This window comes from Rhizobium sp. P1_C7, assembly GCF_056406295.1.
On the sequence record NZ_JBFUAL010000020.1, the window covers coordinates 106,691 to 124,909 of the forward strand.

Annotated in this window: 19 protein-coding genes and 4 pseudogenes; 16 read left to right on the top strand and 7 right to left on the bottom strand. The window is 59.0% G+C overall.

Annotated features, from left to right (window positions below; all coding sequences use genetic code 11):
• Positions 1-65: 65 nt before the first annotated feature.
• From AC1D2R_RS25200 to AC1D2R_RS25210, 3 genes and pseudogenes are all read right to left on the bottom strand, one after another.
• Positions 66-899, bottom strand: a complete 834-nt coding sequence (locus AC1D2R_RS25200; RefSeq protein ID WP_477971601.1) for a universal stress protein — start codon at positions 897-899, stop codon at positions 66-68.
• A 66-nt stretch (positions 900-965) separates the two neighbouring features.
• Positions 966-1,243 (bottom strand): annotated as a pseudogene (locus tag AC1D2R_RS25205) (hypothetical protein); the annotation flags it as partial.
• 115 nt (positions 1,244-1,358) lie between these two features.
• Positions 1,359-1,733, bottom strand: coding sequence for an EF-hand domain-containing protein (locus AC1D2R_RS25210; RefSeq protein WP_477971603.1), 375 nt, complete (start codon positions 1,731-1,733; stop codon positions 1,359-1,361).
• A gap of 401 nt (positions 1,734-2,134) precedes the next feature.
• On the opposite strand from AC1D2R_RS25210, the gene AC1D2R_RS25215 reads away from it, so the two are divergent.
• Positions 2,135-4,036, top strand: a complete 1,902-nt coding sequence (locus AC1D2R_RS25215) for a heavy metal translocating P-type ATPase (RefSeq protein ID WP_477971604.1) — start codon at positions 2,135-2,137, stop codon at positions 4,034-4,036.
• Positions 4,037-4,152: 116 nt separating this feature from the next.
• Here AC1D2R_RS25215 and AC1D2R_RS25220 read toward each other — a convergent pair whose 3' ends face one another.
• Entirely contained in the window at positions 4,153-6,552 is a 2,400-nt protein-coding gene (locus AC1D2R_RS25220; RefSeq protein WP_477971606.1) for an arylsulfatase, read from the bottom strand.
• A gap of 153 nt (positions 6,553-6,705) precedes the next feature.
• Here AC1D2R_RS25220 and AC1D2R_RS25225 point away from each other — a divergent pair.
• Positions 6,706-6,988, top strand: a pseudogene (locus tag AC1D2R_RS25225) (transposase); the annotation flags it as partial.
• A gap of 467 nt (positions 6,989-7,455) precedes the next feature.
• Here AC1D2R_RS25225 and AC1D2R_RS25230 read toward each other — a convergent pair.
• Positions 7,456-7,713, bottom strand: coding sequence for a CrpP-related protein (locus AC1D2R_RS25230; RefSeq protein WP_477971608.1), 258 nt, complete (start codon positions 7,711-7,713; stop codon positions 7,456-7,458).
• Positions 7,714-8,049: 336 nt separating this feature from the next.
• Here AC1D2R_RS25230 and AC1D2R_RS25235 point away from each other — a divergent pair, with 336 nt between their 5' ends.
• From AC1D2R_RS25235 to AC1D2R_RS25290, 12 genes and pseudogenes are all read left to right on the top strand, one after another.
• Positions 8,050-8,238, top strand: coding sequence for a hypothetical protein (locus tag AC1D2R_RS25235; RefSeq protein WP_477971610.1), 189 nt, complete (start codon positions 8,050-8,052; stop codon positions 8,236-8,238).
• Positions 8,239-8,585: 347 nt separating this feature from the next.
• Positions 8,586-9,545, top strand: a complete 960-nt coding sequence (locus tag AC1D2R_RS25240) for a S1C family serine protease (RefSeq protein ID WP_477971612.1) — start codon at positions 8,586-8,588, stop codon at positions 9,543-9,545.
• Between the two features lie 34 nt (positions 9,546-9,579).
• Complete coding sequence (locus AC1D2R_RS25245; RefSeq protein WP_477971614.1) at positions 9,580-10,260, top strand: hypothetical protein; 681 nt, start codon at positions 9,580-9,582, stop codon at positions 10,258-10,260.
• Positions 10,261-10,419: 159 nt separating this feature from the next.
• Positions 10,420-10,722 carry a hypothetical protein gene (locus AC1D2R_RS25250; RefSeq protein WP_477971616.1) on the top strand — a complete coding sequence of 101 codons (303 nt, stop codon included), beginning with the start codon at positions 10,420-10,422 and terminating at the stop codon, positions 10,720-10,722.
• Positions 10,719-11,150, top strand: coding sequence for a PIN domain-containing protein (locus AC1D2R_RS25255; protein ID WP_477971618.1), 432 nt, complete (start codon positions 10,719-10,721; stop codon positions 11,148-11,150). The genes AC1D2R_RS25250 and AC1D2R_RS25255 overlap by 4 nt, the downstream gene beginning before the upstream one ends.
• Positions 11,151-11,339: 189 nt before the next feature.
• A complete protein-coding gene (locus AC1D2R_RS25260; protein ID WP_477971620.1) occupies positions 11,340-11,615 on the top strand; it encodes a hypothetical protein in 276 nt (91 codons plus the stop codon).
• A gap of 67 nt (positions 11,616-11,682) precedes the next feature.
• Positions 11,683-11,958: a hypothetical protein gene (locus AC1D2R_RS25265; RefSeq protein WP_477971622.1), complete on the top strand. Its 276-nt coding sequence runs from the start codon at positions 11,683-11,685 to the stop codon at positions 11,956-11,958.
• A gap of 391 nt (positions 11,959-12,349) precedes the next feature.
• Positions 12,350-13,036: a MarC family protein gene (locus tag AC1D2R_RS25270; protein ID WP_477971624.1), complete on the top strand. Its 687-nt coding sequence runs from the start codon at positions 12,350-12,352 to the stop codon at positions 13,034-13,036.
• A gap of 304 nt (positions 13,037-13,340) precedes the next feature.
• Entirely contained in the window at positions 13,341-13,595 is a 255-nt protein-coding gene (locus AC1D2R_RS25275; protein ID WP_477971625.1) for a hypothetical protein, read from the top strand.
• Positions 13,592-13,801 (top strand): annotated as a pseudogene (locus AC1D2R_RS25280) (hypothetical protein); the annotation flags it as partial. The gene AC1D2R_RS25275 and the pseudogene AC1D2R_RS25280, both read left to right, overlap by 4 nt.
• A 107-nt stretch (positions 13,802-13,908) precedes the next feature.
• Complete coding sequence (locus AC1D2R_RS25285; protein ID WP_477971627.1) at positions 13,909-15,300, top strand: ABC transporter permease; 1,392 nt, start codon at positions 13,909-13,911, stop codon at positions 15,298-15,300.
• A gap of 209 nt (positions 15,301-15,509) precedes the next feature.
• On the top strand, positions 15,510-15,761 hold the full coding sequence (locus AC1D2R_RS25290; protein ID WP_477971629.1) for a DUF1344 domain-containing protein: 252 nt from the start codon (positions 15,510-15,512) through the stop codon (positions 15,759-15,761).
• A gap of 54 nt (positions 15,762-15,815) precedes the next feature.
• Here the strand turns inward: AC1D2R_RS25290 and AC1D2R_RS25295 are convergent, their stop codons facing one another.
• A complete protein-coding gene (locus AC1D2R_RS25295) occupies positions 15,816-16,007 on the bottom strand; it encodes a hypothetical protein (protein WP_477971631.1) in 192 nt (63 codons plus the stop codon).
• A gap of 62 nt (positions 16,008-16,069) precedes the next feature.
• Between AC1D2R_RS25295 and AC1D2R_RS25300 the strand changes: the two genes are divergently transcribed.
• Positions 16,070-17,329: an MFS transporter gene (locus AC1D2R_RS25300; RefSeq protein ID WP_477971633.1), complete on the top strand. Its 1,260-nt coding sequence runs from the start codon at positions 16,070-16,072 to the stop codon at positions 17,327-17,329.
• 1 nt (position 17,330) lies between these two features.
• Positions 17,331-17,759: a YkvA family protein gene (locus tag AC1D2R_RS25305; RefSeq protein ID WP_477971635.1), complete on the top strand. Its 429-nt coding sequence runs from the start codon at positions 17,331-17,333 to the stop codon at positions 17,757-17,759.
• 212 nt (positions 17,760-17,971) lie between these two features.
• Here the strand turns inward: AC1D2R_RS25305 and AC1D2R_RS25310 are convergent.
• Positions 17,972-18,219: pseudogene (locus AC1D2R_RS25310) on the bottom strand (methyltransferase family protein); the annotation flags it as partial.

Consider the following 18,219-nt stretch of genomic DNA (forward strand, 5'->3'; position numbering starts at 1 on the left):
CTCTCCCAAGGCCGAGGCAGGAACGTTTGAAGCCCCGCAGCCCGGACCTGGGCTGCGGGGGCGTGTCACCGCGACAGAAACAGCGGAACCCGGCTGTCCTTCAGCATCGAACGGGTGACGCCACCAAAGAGGCGCTGCTGTAATCGCGGATGGGTGTAAGCCCCCATGACGATCATGTCGGCAGCGATATCAACTGCATGCTGACGCAAGGTTTCGTCTACCCGGCGCCCGCCGCTCGCGACACGCTCGACCTCGACCTTGACACCATGGCGGGTGAGGAACATCGCGATGTCGGATCCCGGTTCCTCACCATTCTCCCAACTCCGGGCAACGGGATCCACCAGCGTCACGTGTACGACGTCACAGCCCTTCAGGAATTCCATGGACTGGCGGGTGGCTCGCGCCGCTTCTTGGCTCGAATCCCAGGCGAGCAATATCGACTTGGGGCACGAGGAAACCGTTTGCATACGCGGATTGATTAGAATCGGTGTCGGAGATTCGAACAGGGCGCCGTCGATAATACGGCGCTGGAGCTGCTCGTCACCAGCGGCTTGCGCGCCAACCAGTACGAGGTCGGCATAAAGTGCATGCTGAGCGATATCCTCCTCTGCCCATGCAAACTCGGTATAGATCTCTTGAACATCGAAGGAGAGGCCCGTGCTCTCAAGCCGCTTCTGAACCGCCTTCGTCTCTTCGGCGAGACGTTCGATCTCCTTGTGTTGCTCGTCCAGCCACGCGGTTGAGATGGCTTCGTATGTCGCGATCGCCGGCACGCCACCCATGCAGACCACCAGCGCGGTCATATGTGCGCCCTGTGCTTCACAGAACTCGATAGCCGACTTGATGTCCTGGTCCCAACGTTCGACGCTAAAGACGCACATCACGGTTTTGATGCTCATAGCACTGCTCTCCTTGTTTGGTGAGCGAGAGCCTAGCCGGTTCCCGCGGGCTGTCTTTGATGCTCGTCAAAATCGGGCTTCGCAAAGAGGTAAATCTGATGTCGCGCCTGTGACCGAGACGGTAGTGCAACAGGACTTGATCGCCGCCGGCGGCCGAGACTTCTCCTTGCGTCTGTAGCCGAGGCATTTGCGCGGTGTCGCATTCAGTTGATGGCGGATTTCTATGAGATCGCGGTTGGACTTCCTCCCTCTTCTGTTTGTGTTTTCCACGGTGCCTTTTGTCGTGGGGATTGTGGATCGCAGGACCGGGTTTGCGTACCGATGCCTGCCTGCGGATTAGGCCAGGTCAATACCGTTGGTGGCAACAAACCCGGTCGTGAGGTTGGCGTTCGTCAATGTCGGGCACGGACAGGCGAAATCCGCTCCGCCTCGAACACCATATCGGGGTGTCGGGCCTCCTCACTTGTCTTGCAAAAACGCCTGCATTTCGTCAGGTGTGACTTTGCCGTCATTGTTGGCATCGACTGCGACGAAAACGCGTTTATGGATCGCCATTAGTTCCTCGAACGAGATTGCGCCGTCTCCATCGCTATCGGCAATGGCAAACATGATCCTCATCATATGGCCACGCATTGGCCCCATCATGGGCATTGCCTCGCTCATACTGGACGGCATGGGGTGACGTCCCATCATGCCGCGCGTTATTTCCGATCCGTCGGGGCCGGACTGATCGTCTGACTGCGCAAAGTCTGGAACTTTCGTCTGGGCGGACGCGATGCCGATTGCACCGACCAACGCCAGCAGAGTAATATTTGGCAGTTTGAACATGGGCATTTTGCATCTCCTCTTCCAAGGGTTGTCTTCGACAAACCCGAGGCCTTTTTATCAATACGATAAATAACACGTTCAAACGTTGCGCTGGATCAAAGCGCTTGTAGAGGTGGTGTCGGAGACTGCGGATCGACGAACACCAGATGAAAACCAACTCGGCGCCTGATCAGTGCGTCGCCTTCGATCCGAATGGCTGCTCGCCGCGGCCGCTGCCTGTCGAGGGGGCCTGCGCCATGGCGTTGACCGCGGAATTGGGCACTCGCGGGCACCGGGGCGTAGGCATCGGTTTTTTAGCCCAGTTGCGAGTGAGAAACTGGCAATGCTGAACTACCCCAGACTGCCGGACGACTCACAAGACAAGAACACAATGCGTGAATGACATCGAACAGCGATGAAGGAAAACCATGGTCTATCCGAACTCTGATCGTCTGAAGTCCGCGTTGCTGCTGGTGGCGGTGCTATGTCTCGCACTCGGGCTTCTGTTTTATGCCGTCGACAGGCCGGACGCCGCCAAACTGGCCTGGCAAGCGGGTGTCGTCCCGGTTCTTGCTGCGCTAATTTTCGAAATCCTGGGCAGTCTCTGGCAAGGCGAATTCGGACTGGACATCGTGGCGGCGCTTTCGATGTCGGCGGCGTTGCTGTTCGGGGAAACGCTCGCCGCATCGGTGGTCGCCGTGATGTATTCGGGTGGTACATTTCTGGAAAGTTTTGCCGAGGGGCGAGCCAGGCGCGAAATGAGCGCGCTTCTATCTCGAGTCCCAAGAACCGCTACACGGCACTCTAACGGTACGCTCGAAGATGTCGTTCTGGAGAACATCGAACCCGGCGACCTTCTTCTGATCCACCAGGGCGCCGTCGTGCCGGCAGACGGCGATATCGAGAGCCAGCAGGCTATCCTCGATAAATCAGCACTTACCGGGGAATCCATGCCCGTGCGGTTGCGGCACGGTGAGGCAGCGATGAGCGGATCAACAAATGCTGGCGACGCCTTCGATCTGCGTGTCCGGCATCGAGCGGCCGACAGTACCTATGCAGGCATCGTCCGGCTGGTCAAGGAAGCACAAGCGTCCAAAGCGCCGATGGCCCGCCTGGCCGATCGGTATTCCCTGATGTTTCTAGGAGTCACCATCGCGCTATCGACCGCGGCGTGGTGGCTCACCGGCGATCCTATTCGGGGCGTGGCTGTTCTGGTGGTTGCGACCCCCTGTCCGTTGATCCTTGCTGTTCCGGTGGCTCTAGTCGCTGGCTTGTCTCGAGCAGCGCACTTCGGTGTCCTCATCAAAGGCGCAAAGCCGTTGGAGGCATTGTCAAGGATCAGCACCTTGATCCTCGACAAGACTGGTACACTGACAGATGGACGCCCGCAGATCGTTTCGATCGAAACATGCAACGGGATGTCGGACGACCAGATCCTATACTTCGCAGCCGCTCTGGAACAGGCGTCCAAACACCCAATGGCCCAGGCGATCGTTACGGCGGCGCGCCGACAGGGGCTCGTGCTGCCTGTCCCTGAAAACGTCGCCGAGCGGCCCGGCGATGGCATTGCGGGGACGATTTCCGGTCGAGAGGTCGCAGTAGGGGGTGTAGCGTTCGTCCATGCGGCTGTCGGCGTGAAGACGGCGGCAACCGCGGTCAGCAATGTCGGAACGGCAGTTGTGGCGCTCGCCGTCGACAACAGGATTGCGGGCTATCTGATCATGGCAGACCCGTTGCGATCCGGCACTGCGGAGCTCATTGCGGGTCTACGTCGGCTAGGAATCAACCGAATTGTTTTGGCCACGGGGGACCGCCGTGCGGTCGCCGAAACCGTGACCGAAGGCCTCGGCTTGAATGCGGTCCGCTCAGACCTTACACCAGACCAGAAGGTTCTGCTGGTGTTGACTGAGCGCAAAACGGGTCCGGTCATGATGGTCGGCGACGGCGTCAACGATGCGCCAGCGCTTGCTGCCGCCGATATTGGGGTCGCCATGGGGGCTCGAGGGGCGGCCGCCTCCGCGGAGGCCGCTGATATCGTCCTTCTGGTCGACCACCTGGACCGATTGCTGCCGGGTATCGAAATTGCAAAACGCTCGCGGCGTATAGCACTGGAAAGCGTGATCGCCGGGATCGGAATGTCGTTCGTCGGTATGGTCGCGGCTGCGCTTGGATACTTGACACCCGTTCAAGGAGCCTTGCTTCAGGAACTGATTGATGTGGCTGTGATCCTCAACGCCCTTCGGGCTCTGCGTATTCAGCCACAATTCACCCAAAGCCAAGGGGCGCCGAAGACGAGTGACGAGCTCCTCTCGACAGGCGAAACCGGATAATAGAACGCTCAACGCGGGTTGGCGGATTTCTACCATCGGGTTGGAGTCGATCAATACACTGCTGGCCTGCTCGCCGCCCGAACACAGGATTGGCAAATCGGAGATCGGCACGAAGACTACGGTTCAAGTTCTACCTTCAACCTGTTCAATGTCCCGTTGAATGCGAATGGAGGCCGGTAGTCGCTATCGGCGACGCCGGTTCCCGTGTCGGAACCAACGTCAAAGGTTTCGCTTGCTTCGAGGGCAAATGGGATGGTGTGAGGGAAGGTCCCGCTTGCCGCCTCGGTACCGTCAATTGCCATCGTGCCCTTGCCACCCTTGCCAAGTCCCGGCCCATCTGAGGTGAACGCAAAAACGATTTTGTGCGTTCCAGGCGCCAGGGCCACCGGGCTCTCCACCCTTGGTTGTGCCAGGTCCAATAGGTCATAGACAAATACCGGCTTGCCCTTGAGCAGGTAGAAACCCCATCCCCCAAAGCGCCCACCTGCCGTCACCAGCATGCCGTTGCCTCCTTCAGCGGGCACGTCGACCTCGGCCGTGATTGTGAAGGACTTGTTGAGGATGCTCGGTGCGGTCCCAAGAGGCACGCCGACGATAGGTTTAGTATAGGTGAATTCACGGCGCCCGGCGACAATGCTCGGCCGGGGGAGAATGAACCGCGTCAAGGCTGAAGCGTCCAGCGGCAACACCTGATACTTCGTCGCTTCGACCCAGAACAGATCTTGCAGCGATTTCAGTTTTTCAGGATTGGCGCCCGCCACGTCATTGTTCTGTGTCCAGTCCTTGGACAGGTCGAAAAGCTCCCAGGTCACGCCGTTGACGATGTCTTTTGGCGTCGGGGCGGTACCGTTCCATGGCTCCCGATAGGGCATGGTTGAAGCCATCCAGCCATCTTGATAGATCGCGCGATTGCCGAACATCTCGAAATATTGAACCGAATGACTGGATGGTGCATCGCCGTTTGCCTTGTCGAATGTGTAGGCCAGACTGACGCCCTCGATCGGTGTCTGCGTGATGCCGTTGACGGTCTCAGGGGCTCGGATGCCCGTCACCTCCAAGATTGTGGGGACGATGTCGATGACATGGTGGAACTGGTTACGGATGCCGCCCGGGTCTTTGATATGACCTGGCCACGCGATCGCCATCCCATTGCGAATGCCTCCAAAATAGGATGCTACCTGCTTGGTCCATTTGAAGGGCGTGTCGAATGCCCAGGCCCAGCCAACGGCATAGTGCGGGTAGGTCAGCGCCGATCCCCAGGCGTCGTAGAACCTAAGCTGGTCCTGGACGGGCACGTCCACCCCGTTGAAGAACGTCATCTCGTTCGGTGTTCCAGCCGGGGAGCCTTCCGCGCTCGCGCCATTGTCGCCACTGATGAATATAATCAGCGTGTCGTCGAGTTTGCCCATATCCTCGACGGTTTTCACGACCCTGCCGATCTCATGGTCGGTATAGGCTAGGTAGGCGCCGTAGACGTCCGCCTGGCGGACGAAGAGCTTCTTCTCGTCTGGCGAAAGTGTATCCCACGGCTTCAGAAGCTTGTCCGGCCAAGGTGTCAGTTGCGCATCCTGGGGAACGACACCAAGTCTTTTCTGGTTAGCGAAAATCTGGTCGCGGACAGCATTCCATCCCTTGTCGAACAGATGCATGTCGCTGATTTTCTCGATCCACTCCGGGGTCGGGTGGTGAGGGGCGTGGGTGCCACCCGGCGCATAGTAGAGAAGGAAGGGCTTCTGGGGATCGAGCTGGTTGAGCTGATTGAGATAATTGATGGCGTCGTCCGCCATGTCGGTTGTCAGGTTGTAAGACGGCTTGTTCAAATAGGGGTAGACCCGAGTGGTGTTGCGGTAGAGATCCGGTTGCCACTGATTTGTCTCTCCACTGACGAAGCCATAGAAGTACTCAAATCCCATGCCGATCGGCCATTGATCAAAAGGGCCAGCCTGACTGGTCTGGAACGATGGGGTATTGTGATCCTTTCCGAACCACGACGTCGCATAACCATTCGCCTTGAGGATCGTGCCGATCGTGCCTTTGTCCGCGGGGATAATGCTGTCGTAACCCGGATAGCCTGTCGATGCCTCGCTGATCACGCCGAAGCCAACCGAGTGATGATTGCGGCCTGTGATGAGCGCGGCGCGCGTGGGCGAGCACAGGGATGTCGTGTGAAAATTCGTGAAGCGCAGTCCCATGTTCGCAATCCGGTCGAGCGTTGGCGTGGGAATGACCCCGCCGAAGGTGCTCGGGGCCGCAAAGCCGACGTCATCCGTCAAGATCAGCAGTATATTGGGCGCTCCCTTGGGCGGTACAACTTGTGGCTGCCAATACGGCGTCGAGTGCAATGCATCAAGATTGATGGTCCCGCCGAAGCGCCCTGGCGGTGTCGGGATCTGTCGACCGTCTATCGCGGTTGTTGCACTCGGCGTTCCGGGCGTTCCGTTGATCTGGGCTGATGCCGTTGTATCGCCGATAGAAAAAAACGTGAGCGCAGTGCCAAACAGTGCTGCCAATTTCATGACCAGATCCCCGGCTGCATTTTTCTGAACACTCGAGGTGGGAGCTTCCTCCTGCGATTGAAGTTTAGCAAGTGCTAAATCTGCGTCGGCAGAGGGCCGAAGCCAGGCTCACTTCGCATGTCAACGAGGAGTTCAATGTGGCGATTGTCGGCCCGCCCCTCGATCGATCCGCCGTTGCTGATACGGATGCTCTACGTCGGCTACAGTATGGGCATCCGATCTGAGCGGCGGCTCTGCAAGGAGGTGCACCCGATCTTGCATACGGAGGGTTCTGCCGTCTGAAATTGGACGGCAAGGTGCCCGACCATTCGAGCTTCTCCAAGAACGGCCATGGCCGTTTCCGACAGAGCGATATCCTGCGGCACTTGTCCGAGGCGGTGGTGGAGCTCTGCCTGACGCCGGGATGGTCGGCGCGGGAGGCTTTATCGTCGATGCCAGATGGTCGGCATTGCCGCTGCCGTTCCGGCGACCGATCTGTCGACGCTCCGCCGATGATTTCGCCTCGAGCGGCGGCAAAGGCTGGCTGCACTGACGCTGTTGTCCTGGTCGCGAGTCTGCGACCTTCCGCGGGGCAGCACCATCGAGCCCGCTTCAATTCGCACTGTGGATAGGCTGGCATCGCAGGCCATGAGGCGGTTTTTGATGGCTTTTGGTGGGTCGCTTGGAGTTCAACGCTATTGTCGCGACTGGTAAAGGCCCCATCGGTGTATTCGACTTGGTGGCCTCGCCAACTGGTTGCAATGCCGCCTTATCATCACCCAAGTGAAAGCCATCGAGGAACTGGCCGAAAGTCGCCCTGGGATGGCTGCCAGCAATACTGCCACAATGAGATAAACGACCCGCGTGGTGCTTCAGAAACTGATTGAAATTAGGAGATCGCGGTCGAGCAGATGGCGAACTTCATCACCCAGGTATCGGCTGTAGTCCAGCCGACCGGATTAATTTTGAAACGAAGCTACCGATCTTGCCGTCTCGGCTGGCATCTTCGGCTTCCCAGCCAAACTTCCAGGCATCGTGGCGAGCTGTCCAGTCCTCTACGGCGCTGGTGCCCGCAGTTGGCGCACGATCTGGCCTCAAGTATGGGTTTTCATAAGATGCAAGGCCGAGCACCCGGGCTCTGGAACCTGCTTCCTGCAGATCAATAAGTTCTTCGATGGTCACAGTTCACTCCCCGCGTGCCCTCATGCTACCATCCCAAAGTTGGTACGCAAGGCCTCGCTAATGGAATGGTAGAAGTTGGAGGGCTCGACCGGCTCAACGGCTGATCTCAATATGGACCTCAGATTGTACCTAAGCGCCTGGTCAAACGCGCTCAGGCTGCGAAAATGGCCACAATTGTGGTGCGTGAGCGGCTCACCTTCCAAACCCAGCTTCGTCGATTTCTCCTCACTCTCAGCATTCGGTCGATGACGGAATCTTGAAGATCAGAACGGTACTCCCGGACGTTTCGGGGACTATGTCTTGGACATGAGATCGAACAGCGTTCGGGAGGATAAAATGGGCAAATTTAGGTACTGCCGGGCAGTTGCGGTGCTGGTTGCAGCAACTGTTGTTTCAGCTTGTACCACGAGTTCAGACGCCTCGTTGACGACCGGTTCGGTGGGGTACGGAAAGCACAATGCGGATTATTCGCTCCGGCCAGCCTGCGCGAGCGGATTTGGAAATGACCGTCCTTGTAGCTACTGAACCTTGAAGCAGAGCGAACTCTGATCGGCGGGGATGCGTAAATTGGCTTGTGAGATCAGCAACTCGTTTTCGCCTGTCCGCCTTTTTAGCCGCCGAAGCTCGCCCTTTGTTGCCCATGCTCCTCTCATTTCGGCAATCGAAGCGTCAGCCCTGCAAGAACCCCGCGCTTCCCGGCCGTTCGGCGGCACATCGACGGCCGTGTGAAGTACTTGCCGTCACGCGCCCTTGAACTGGTGAGCCGCCGATCTCACATTGTTGTGCAACACTAATCGTTCGCTGACAGCTCCTTGCAACGCAACTGCTGCCGGTCCTCAGCCAAGACGCCTGACGACGTCCGGAAAGCAAATATGGGTATCATTGATGGAAATATCGTCTCCGCGGATGAGGCGGAGCTGACTGACATCTATTCGAAGACGATCGCCGGGGCGGTCGATCTTGTCGGTCCGGCGGTCAGCCGCATAGAGCGGATGGAGGGGCGAGGTGGACATGGTTCCGGCTTCGCCATTTCTCCCGATGGTCTCATCGTCACCAACAACCATGTGGTTGATGATGCCAAAACCGTTCGCATCAAGACAGCAGAGGGATTGACGACGGAGGGTCGTGTTTTGGGCCGTGATCCCGACACAGACATCGCCCTCATTCGTGCGAATACGAGCGTTGGTTCGTGGGCACGGCTTGGCGACTCCAAACGACTGCGGCGTGGGCATGTCGCTGTTGCCATCGGCAATCCTCTTGGTTTCGAATGGACGGTGACCGCTGGGATCGTATCTGCACTTGGCCGCTCTATGAGGGCGTCCAATGGCCGATTGATCGACGACGTTATTCAGACCGATGCCGCCCTCAATCCGGGTAACTCCGGCGGGCCCCTGGTGTCCTCGTCGGGAGTAGTCATCGGCGTGAACACAGCAGTCATACACGGCGCGCAAAGCATCGCATTCGCGGTAGCATCAAACACAGCAAACTACGTGGTATCGGAACTGCTGCGGTTTGGTCGCGTTCGCCGAGGATATATTGGTATCGCCGCCGACACTGTCGATCTGCATCGAAAAATAGCTTTGAACGCAGGGCTCCAACAGACGACGGCGGTGCGGATCCGACGCATCGAACCAGACGGCCCGGCGGAGCGAGGTGGGTTGCAAGAGGGCGATCTGGTGCTGGCGATCAACGGAACAGCGGTCGCCGGGATAGACGATCTCGTCAGATTGCTCGATGGCGACCAGATCGGTGAGGAGACACAGTTTCTTATATTCTCAGTTCACGGCACACTGGACCGGAAAGTGCTGATTCCGTCTGCGCGTCCGTTTTGATGCGATCCACATCTGCTACCTGACGAGGTGACTTTTGACGCAGTTCTTCGAAACCGCCCCAGCCATCTTGGCAATGGGTGCACTGATCGGTTGCGGCTGCTTCGCGGCTGGGGCATTTACGCTCGCCGCGATTGAGAGGGCGGCCAAAAGGTCGAGCAACCGGCACTCCAAGACCGATGCCAGAAGTTTGGCGATGCTTACGGTACTGGCTTTGGACGATTTTGTCGGGGCCAGCTATACGGCGGTTCATGATAGCCCCGAGTTCAATCCGGTGAACGAGGGGGAGTTTGCGTTCCATACACCGGATCCGGTCCTCGCCTTGCCTAAGGATGCCGACTGGTCCTTGCTTGGCGACCAGCTTCCCGACGAGATCATATGGCTCTCGAGCCGGATCAAAAATCTCTCGTACGCCCTGGATTCGCTGGATCTCTCTGGGCCCGGTTACGACAGTTTCTTCGAAAGACGCCAGCAAGGTTATTCAGAGCTGGCGAGCAAGGCTCTCGATATTATCGACCGTCTCCTTGAAGAATACGATCTGCATTTGCCCGCCAAGCCCGAATACTACCGCCAGCGCGCAGGGTTTGCTGCCATCCTACAGAGAGGCGTTGAAAATAGCCTTCGCACCAATAAGGCATCGATCGTGTCAAGTGGTTCGAACATCACACAACTCTTCCCTAAGGCAGGTGGAGAGGCGAGTGAGTGGCCAGGCGGCTAACGTGGAGGCAGTCTCGTGTCCGGCTGTCTGTTCGGCTTGAACGAAGTCCCGTGCGCCCTGCCGCGCCAGCAGCCGGACCCCCGGCCGATAACAGTTCCACCAGCCTTGTGCTCCAAAGAAAACACGGCTATATATCTGGATATAGCACGGAGGCACGCGATGAGCAATAATGCGCAGAAGAGAGCTCTCGCGAATTATCGGTCCCGCCAGACCGAGCGAGGCATCGCGCGGTTCGAGATCCAAGCGCTCGACGCCGACCGAGATCTACTCCGATCCCTTGCCCGGAAATTGACGGAGGAAGGCCCGGAAGCCGGGCAGCTTCGCCGGACTATACAGCAGGCAGTGGCGGGTGAGCCACCGAAAGCTGGGGGAATTCTCGCGGCGTTACGTCGCTCACCTCTGGTTGGCGCGGATCTCGACCTCAGCCGGCCGCGAGAAGAGGGGCGTAAGGTTGATCTTTGACACGCTACCTCCTTGATACAAATATCATCAGCAACGTCGTCAAACCACAACCATCAGAATCGCTCCTGGCATGGATGTCGACGCAGCGCGACGAGGATTTGTTCATCGCCTCTCTAACGGTAGCGGAAGTCTATCGCGGGATTTTGGAGAAGCCGCGCGGCAAGAAGCGCGATGCACTCGACAAGTGGTTCTCCGGGCCTGAAGGGCCACAGGCGCTGTTTGCGGGCCGCATCCTGTCCTTCGACGACAAGGCGGGGCTGGTCTGGGCGCGGCTGATGGCAGAAGGGAAAGCGGCCGGTCAGCCGCGCAGCGGGCTCGACATGATCATCGCCGCAGTCGCTGGCGTGAACGGGTGTGTGGTGGTGACGGATAACGAAAAAGACTTTGCCGGACTTCAAATCGTCAATCCGATACGTGGAGCGGTCTGATGCGAGGGTTGAGGAATATTGGGGAGAACGAGATGGCATTTGTCGGCATGAGTGGCGCTTGCTTGGATTGCCGTCGGTCGCCACGTCGATCATGTTCGACAGGGTCTTTTCGCGGATCGACGCCGCGATGACGCTGCTGGCCCTGAATGTCGCGATTTTGATCGGCTGCCAGACCAGTGCTCGTCTTCAATGGCTGATTTGCCGACGCTGCTTTCCTTCTATGCGCTAGTCAACGCCATTTCGTCCATTCTTACCGGTGGACGGCATCTCCTCTTCGATTGGGTCGCCTACCATCCTCGTCTCGATCATCTGTCTGGTCATAGTTCTCTACGTCCGGCGGCACAACGGGACGACGCGGTCAGGTTTTCTGGCTCTGGACATGAATGGACGGCAATGTCAGCTGCAATCAATAATGCACTGCTGATCGCCTTCACGATGGGGGCCATGCTGGAAGACACGACCTAGCAAACGGGTACCTTATATCGATCCAGCAAGTCTGTGCATTCTGACCCTATGTCTTTTGCCGGTTCCGATGACGACTGTCTTTGATGTATTCAAGGACGTGCTCCTTGTCGCGCCGCCGGATCTCGACCGGATGCCCGCAAGGCGGCGGAGAACGCGGTGGCCCGTCATGGGATTTCGCCAAGGTCGGCCGCTTGCGGATCACCGACCCCCCGTGGACATGGATATTTCTGGCATTGACCAGCTGGATGCAATCCGTATGGACATAGGCGCGGAAATCGGCGATGCGGGGCCGGATCGCTGGCTGACGATTGCCTTTGCCGCCGATCCCCGATGGGCCGATTGACACCGACATCGGGTACCAACCTGGGACCAAAGCGAACCCGCCAGCCTTCGATCCCGACAGGCGTCTGGCCAAAGTCGATCCGCAACTGGGGGCCCTGCGGCGTTTCGAGCCGGACCGTCGCACCCCTTGAGCCTTTTGCTCCCATCGCCACATCGCGACAGAGATGATTGGGGCGTTCGTCGTTCAACCGCGCGATCGTATTTCGCGCCACTTCCGTGGACGTTGCTGTGGAAACCAGATTCCGATGCGTATATGGTCGCTATCCTATGGGACAGAAGATGGTTGTTACTCACCTTTTGAAAGGCGCGAAAATGACCGATGCAGCGAGGCCGGCGGGCGGGCCCCGAAACGGTTCTCGATATCAGATGCACTATTGGCGTTGGGGTGTCTGATGTATGCGGCATTCAACACTTTCGCTCTGGTGCTCGCGGCGATTTTTCCGGTTGTCAATCCGCCGGGCTCGGCGCTTGTCTTCCTCGGACTGACGCGTGGCGCAACTCCCGAGATCCGCGCCGTCTTGGCGCGGCGCATCGCGTTGAACTCGCTAATCTTGCTTGTATGCTCGTTCCTCCTGGGCGCACTCATCCTACAATTCTACGGAATTTCCGTTCCGATCCTTCGCGTCGCCGGCGGGATCATTGTGGCTGTATCAGGGTGGCAGCTTCTCAATGATGGAAGCCGCAAGGATTTGGATGCATCGACGGGCGACGTGTCGCGGGCCCATTTGCTCGATCAGGCCTTTTATCCACTGACACTTCCTCTGACGACGGGACCTGGATCGATTGCCATCGTTATAAGCATCGGTCTTTCCGAGGCGACTGTCACCAGCCCTGCAGACAGGATCGCATTCATATTGGCAAGCTTGCTTGCCATCGTTGTTCTTTCCCTGACTATCCTTTTATGCTTCGCCTATGCAGTTCGCATTCAAAAGCTTCTTGGCCGAGGAGGAACCGACATTGCCGTGCGGCTGTCTGCCTTCATCCTTTTTTGCCTCGGTCTGCAGATTCTCTGGTCTGGCGCAAACGACTTGTTGCGATCCGTCCTGACCGTATCGGGACCGTTGCTCCCAGTTCCATGAATAACGCCCCGAGGTGAGCGCAGTGCCGATGACGCCTCCTTTTCGACCAGTCCTCTTCTTGCGCTGACCCATGCTCCGCGCAGACTTGTCGTGGTTTGAATCGCAGTATCCGAATAGCATGGCTGATCCGGATCGCATGCCGAATTGTAAGGAACCGATGGTCGCTCTCTACTCCTTACGAATCCGTAAGGCGCCGGACAGACGATGGTAAAACACGGCCGGTATTGATCCCGCGGGGCGAGCGGGTATTCCGGCGCCTCGTTACCATCCACCGATATCCGGCATCGATAGAAGGACTGTCATCGTGAAAAAGCTCATATTTGCTTTGCTCGCCACCGGCGCCATAGGCATGCAAGCCTCAGGCGTTGTGGCGGCCACCACACCATGCGAGATCATGCTGAAGGATCTGCGGGCTGCGGCCGCCAAGGCAACGCTGAGCGACGGCGACAAGGCCCAGGTCGCGGACCTCGAAAACAAGGGCATCGAGCGCTGCAATGCGGATGACGACAAGCGTGCGGACGACTTCTTTGCTGATGCGATGAAGGTGGTCGGCAAATGACCTCCGGACATATCCCCCAACGCCAGGCTATCACCGGCGCGCGACGGACCGTCGAAACTCCCCCCAATCGAGTGCCGGAAGTCACAGTCGCGTTCTGGCTGGTCAAACTTCTAGCCGTGACGATGGGCGAGACCGCGGCGGATTATCTCGCGGTCAATCTTGGCCTTGGCCGCAACTTGACGTCGCTCATCATGACGGCAACCCTGGCGAGACTCGCCCCCATCCCTTCAAGGTGCTCCAGCAACCCTTTGCGCCTGGCCGCCCGACAGTTCCTCGGGCAGCTTAGCCGCTTTGGCAGCGCCTGTGGCTGGACGTGCTGCTGCTTGCGGCTGCAGGTCTGTTCTTCTGGCAATTGGCAAGCACTGGATACCAGATCGTGCTCGCGCCGGAGGGCGTCGCCGCGACGGCCGTGGACTACAAGGCGTTCATCGCGCCCGCCTTGTTCTGGCTTGGGCTTGCTCTGCTGGCGCTGCGGTTGTCGAACGGCGTGATCGCGAGCAACGGTTCGCTTCTTCGAGCCCTCATAAGGCCGGCCTGTGGTGCGCTCGCGCCGATCGTGGCCGCGGCGTTGTCCCGGCAAGCCCGCCGCCTCACCGCGGGCATCGCCATGACCGCTCTGGCAATCTCGTTCGCTGTCTCGACAGCGATCTTCAATGCCACCTACAATGCACAGTTGCGTGTTGACGCAGAGCTCACCAACGGAGCCGACGTCACCGTATCCGGCACGTCCGAAATGCCCGCCGATGCACATCTGGCCGCGCTCGCCGCCTTGCCGGATACGGCAGCCGCCGAACCGACGCAGCATCGCTTTGCCTATGTCGGTGCCGACCTTCAGGATCTCTACGGCATCGATCCTCCGCGCATCGGGCGTGCGACGAGCCTTTCGGATTCCTTTTTCAGCGGCGGATCCGCCGCAGCCGCACTCGCCAAGCTGGCCGCAACGCCAGACGGTGTGCTGGTGTCGGAGGAGACGGTTCAGGATTTTCAGCTCGAGCAAGGCGACACAATCAACCTGCGGCTGACGGACGCCCGAGATCATCAATATCATCCGCTACAGTTCAGGTTCATCGGAGTGGTACGCGAGTTTCCAACGGCGCCAAAAGACTCCTTCCTTGTGGCCAACGCCCGCTACACTGCCGAAAAGACTGGCTCGACCGCGTCGGAATATGTGTTGATGCGTGCAACGGGCGATCCAGCAAGTCTGGCCGCGCAGGCTCAATCCCTCCTTGCAACCGACCCGTCGATGAAAATCACCGACGTCAGCCAGGCCGCTCACCTGATCGGTTCGAGCCTTTCGGCCGTCGATCTGGCCGGCTTGACGAGGATAGAGCTGGCATTCGCCGCGATGATGGCCGCCGCCGCGGGCGGGTTGATGCTGGCGCTGGGGCTTATCGAGCGGCGCAGGAACTTCGCCATTCTGAGCGCCATCGGCGCTACGCGCTCGCAATTGTCGGCTTTTGTTTGGAGCGAAGGGCTTCTCGTTATTGTCGGGGGTATTGTTTTTGGCCTGCTGTCGGGCCTTGCTACGGCCTGGATGCTGGTAAAGCTACTGAAGGGCGTATTCGATCCGCCGCCCGAAGCTCTATCGATACCTTGGGGTTACCTCGGCATCGTTGTCTTGCTGATGGTCGGGTCGGTCGTCGTGGCAGTTCTTGCCGCAAGATCACCACAAGGGCATGACGCAGAATATTTGAGGGATGTCTGAGCCTTTGGATGTGGCGCCCATGCCCTTTTGGTAGCGCCGATGACGCACCTTACTCATTTGTATGGTTCCTGAAATGCGCCTGCAAGCCACAGGCCCCAATCTGGGTCAGTTGCCTCCGGGCGAGTGGCTACCCGACAGGCGGTTCGTGGGCGTTGCCCGGCGACCCGGGTCGTTCGGGAGGAACATTCAACCGAATAGGAGTTTGAGATATGCGGACACCCATTATCGCCATTGCACTTGTCCTGGCTGCGTCGGCGACAGCCGTCTTCGCGAAGGAAATGATCGGCACCGTCAAGGCAATCGATAAGAGCCACGACGCGGTCACACTGACGGACGGAATGACCTTCACGCTGCCTGAGGGCATCGAAGCCGAAACGCTCAAGGTCGGGGAAAGGGTGAAGGTCGTCTATTCGAGCAAGGCCGGCAAAGTGTTGGTCTCAGGTATCCATGCGGCCCAGTAGCTGTCATAACACGGGAACGCGTTCAGAATCCGTCGGTGGTCTAGCATGCAGCTTTTATGGAGCGGTCAAGGCCGAGCCGCCTTGCCGCTTCGGCCGCACCAGCCTGTTGGAGGCGCATAGCATGGTCGGCAGTCGAGGCTCTTGCAAAATCGAGACACATTCTGACTGTGGCATGGCTTTGATTTCGTCCAAAAAAACCATCTCCTTCCTCATCGAGGCAACAGCGTGCCGCATGGTGTCGGTCATGCTTCCTCCCCTGGCGTTATGGGGCGGGCCGGTCGCTCCCACACTGAGACCGGGAGAGGAAAATGCGCGAATCCGATAGGGCAGCGATGACGGCGCAAACCGAAAGGGGTGCCAAGGGCTGGCTCAACCGCACTGTTGCCGGTGCGGGCCTTACCAGTGCGCTTGGCGATTTTTGCTACGAGACGACGACCGTCATCCTGCCGGGCTTCCTCGCCGTCCTCGGCGTGCCGGAGGCGGCACTGGGGATCATCGAGGGTGTCGCAGACGCCGTCGCGAGCTTTACCAAGATGATCGCCGGTTACCTTGCCGACAAGTTCGGTCACCGCAAAATCCTGGTGCTGGTCGGCTACGGCCTGACGCCGCTCGGACAGGCATTCATCGCGCTTGCGGTTGGCTGGCCGCTGATCCTGCTCGGACGCGTTGTCTCGTGGTTCGGCAAGGGATTGAGGGGGCCGCTGCGAGACGCGATCATGGTGCAGGCAATCACGCCGCAGACGCGTGGCCGGGCCTTTGGCTTCCATCGGGCAATGGATACGATCGGAGCGGTTGCCGGACCGCTGCTCGGCGTCTTCCTGCTCGGTTGGGCCCAGGGCTTTCCAGGGGAAACGGTCGATGGCCCTTTCCGGCTGGTGTTTTGGCTGACCCTGATCCCGGGAGCGCTGGCAGTTGTCGCTTTCTTCGCATTGGTCCGCGATCCCGAGCAGTCACCCAATCCGGCCCTTAAATTCTTCTCGACGCTACGAGGGCTGCCTGCGCGTTTCAAGCGCTATCTGGCGGCTGTCGGCATCTTCGGGACCGGAGACTACTCGCACAGCCTGCTCATTCTCGCCGCAACACAGTTGCTGGCACCCTCCATGGGCGTCGTGAAAGCCGCTCAGGTTGCCGGTCTTCTCTACGTCTGGCGCAACGTCGTCCAGGTGGCGACCTCCTATCCGATCGGCATCCTGGCGGACCGCTACGGGCAGCGCAACATATTGGTTATCGGCTACGCCTTGGGCGTGCTCACCGCAGTTCTGACCGCAGTCGCCTTTGCAGTGAGCGTTGACAGTGTCGCGCTCCTTTCCGGTATTTTCTTCAACGCCGGGCTCTATGTCGCTGTTCAGGAAGCGATCGAAACGACGGTGACGGCCGAGATGGTCAGCCAGGAGACACTTGCCACCAGCTACGGGGCGCTCGGTACTGTCAACGGTGCGGCCAAGTTCGTATCGAGCACGGCGGTCGGTGTGCTGTGGACTGCCGTTTCGCCGGTGTTCAGCTTCGCGGTCGCCGCTGTGTTGATGGCGGCGGGCACGTTGACGCTCCTGCGTGTTCACGGAGAGTGAAATGACAGCGGGAGACAAGCAACGCGAGGAAATACACTCTTCTCATCGCGCTTCCCTGAAAACGCGGGTTCGACGCTGGGCGCGAGGGATCAAACAGGATGTTCACGCCCTCTATCTCTCCGCAAGGGACCCGCGCGTGCCGTGGTATGCAAAGACTGTTGCGTTCGTCGTCGCGGGCTATGCGCTTTCGCCCATCGATCTCATTCCGGATTTTGTGCCGGTCCTCGGATACCTGGACGATATTGTCATCGTCCCCTTGGGCATTCTCCTGGCAGTCAGGCTGATCCCGCCGGACGTCCTGGCCGAGCACCGCGCGACGGCGGCGCGCTCGGAAAGACCGTTGAGCCGCGCCGCCATGGTCGCCATCATCGCGATCTGGGTTGGGGTCGGAGTGCTCACAGTCTGTCTGGCGCTGAGGCAGGTTGCGTAGACGGGCGTGGGCACTTGCGATCGGTCACGGATAGAAAAATCTCGAACCTTCCAACTGACCATTGCCGGCTGGTCGCCGTCGAAAAGCGACCGGGGCGTTTCTCATTTTGTAGCCTTGTTCTCGACGGTTCGCGCAGGGTCACCGTGCTGAACAGCGCCCTGGAACCTGACTGCTCCCCAACGGGTATCTGAACGAGCTCCCACAGGGGACTATCAGTAGAGAGCGTTCCGTTCACGAAAGGCACCGCGTTTCTTGAGGTGACTGACGGCGGCGGTGGCGAGGCCGACGCATGCCATCAAAAGCCCCAGAACGATCAGGTAGTGGACGTGCTCGATCTGATCAGCCATCGGGGCGAATCGATAGATTTCAGTGGCAAGGACTGCGATGCAGGTTGATGCGACGGTCGAGTAGTCCTTTGCGATCACACGGCTGATGTTGAACGTCATCCCCTGTGTGGACT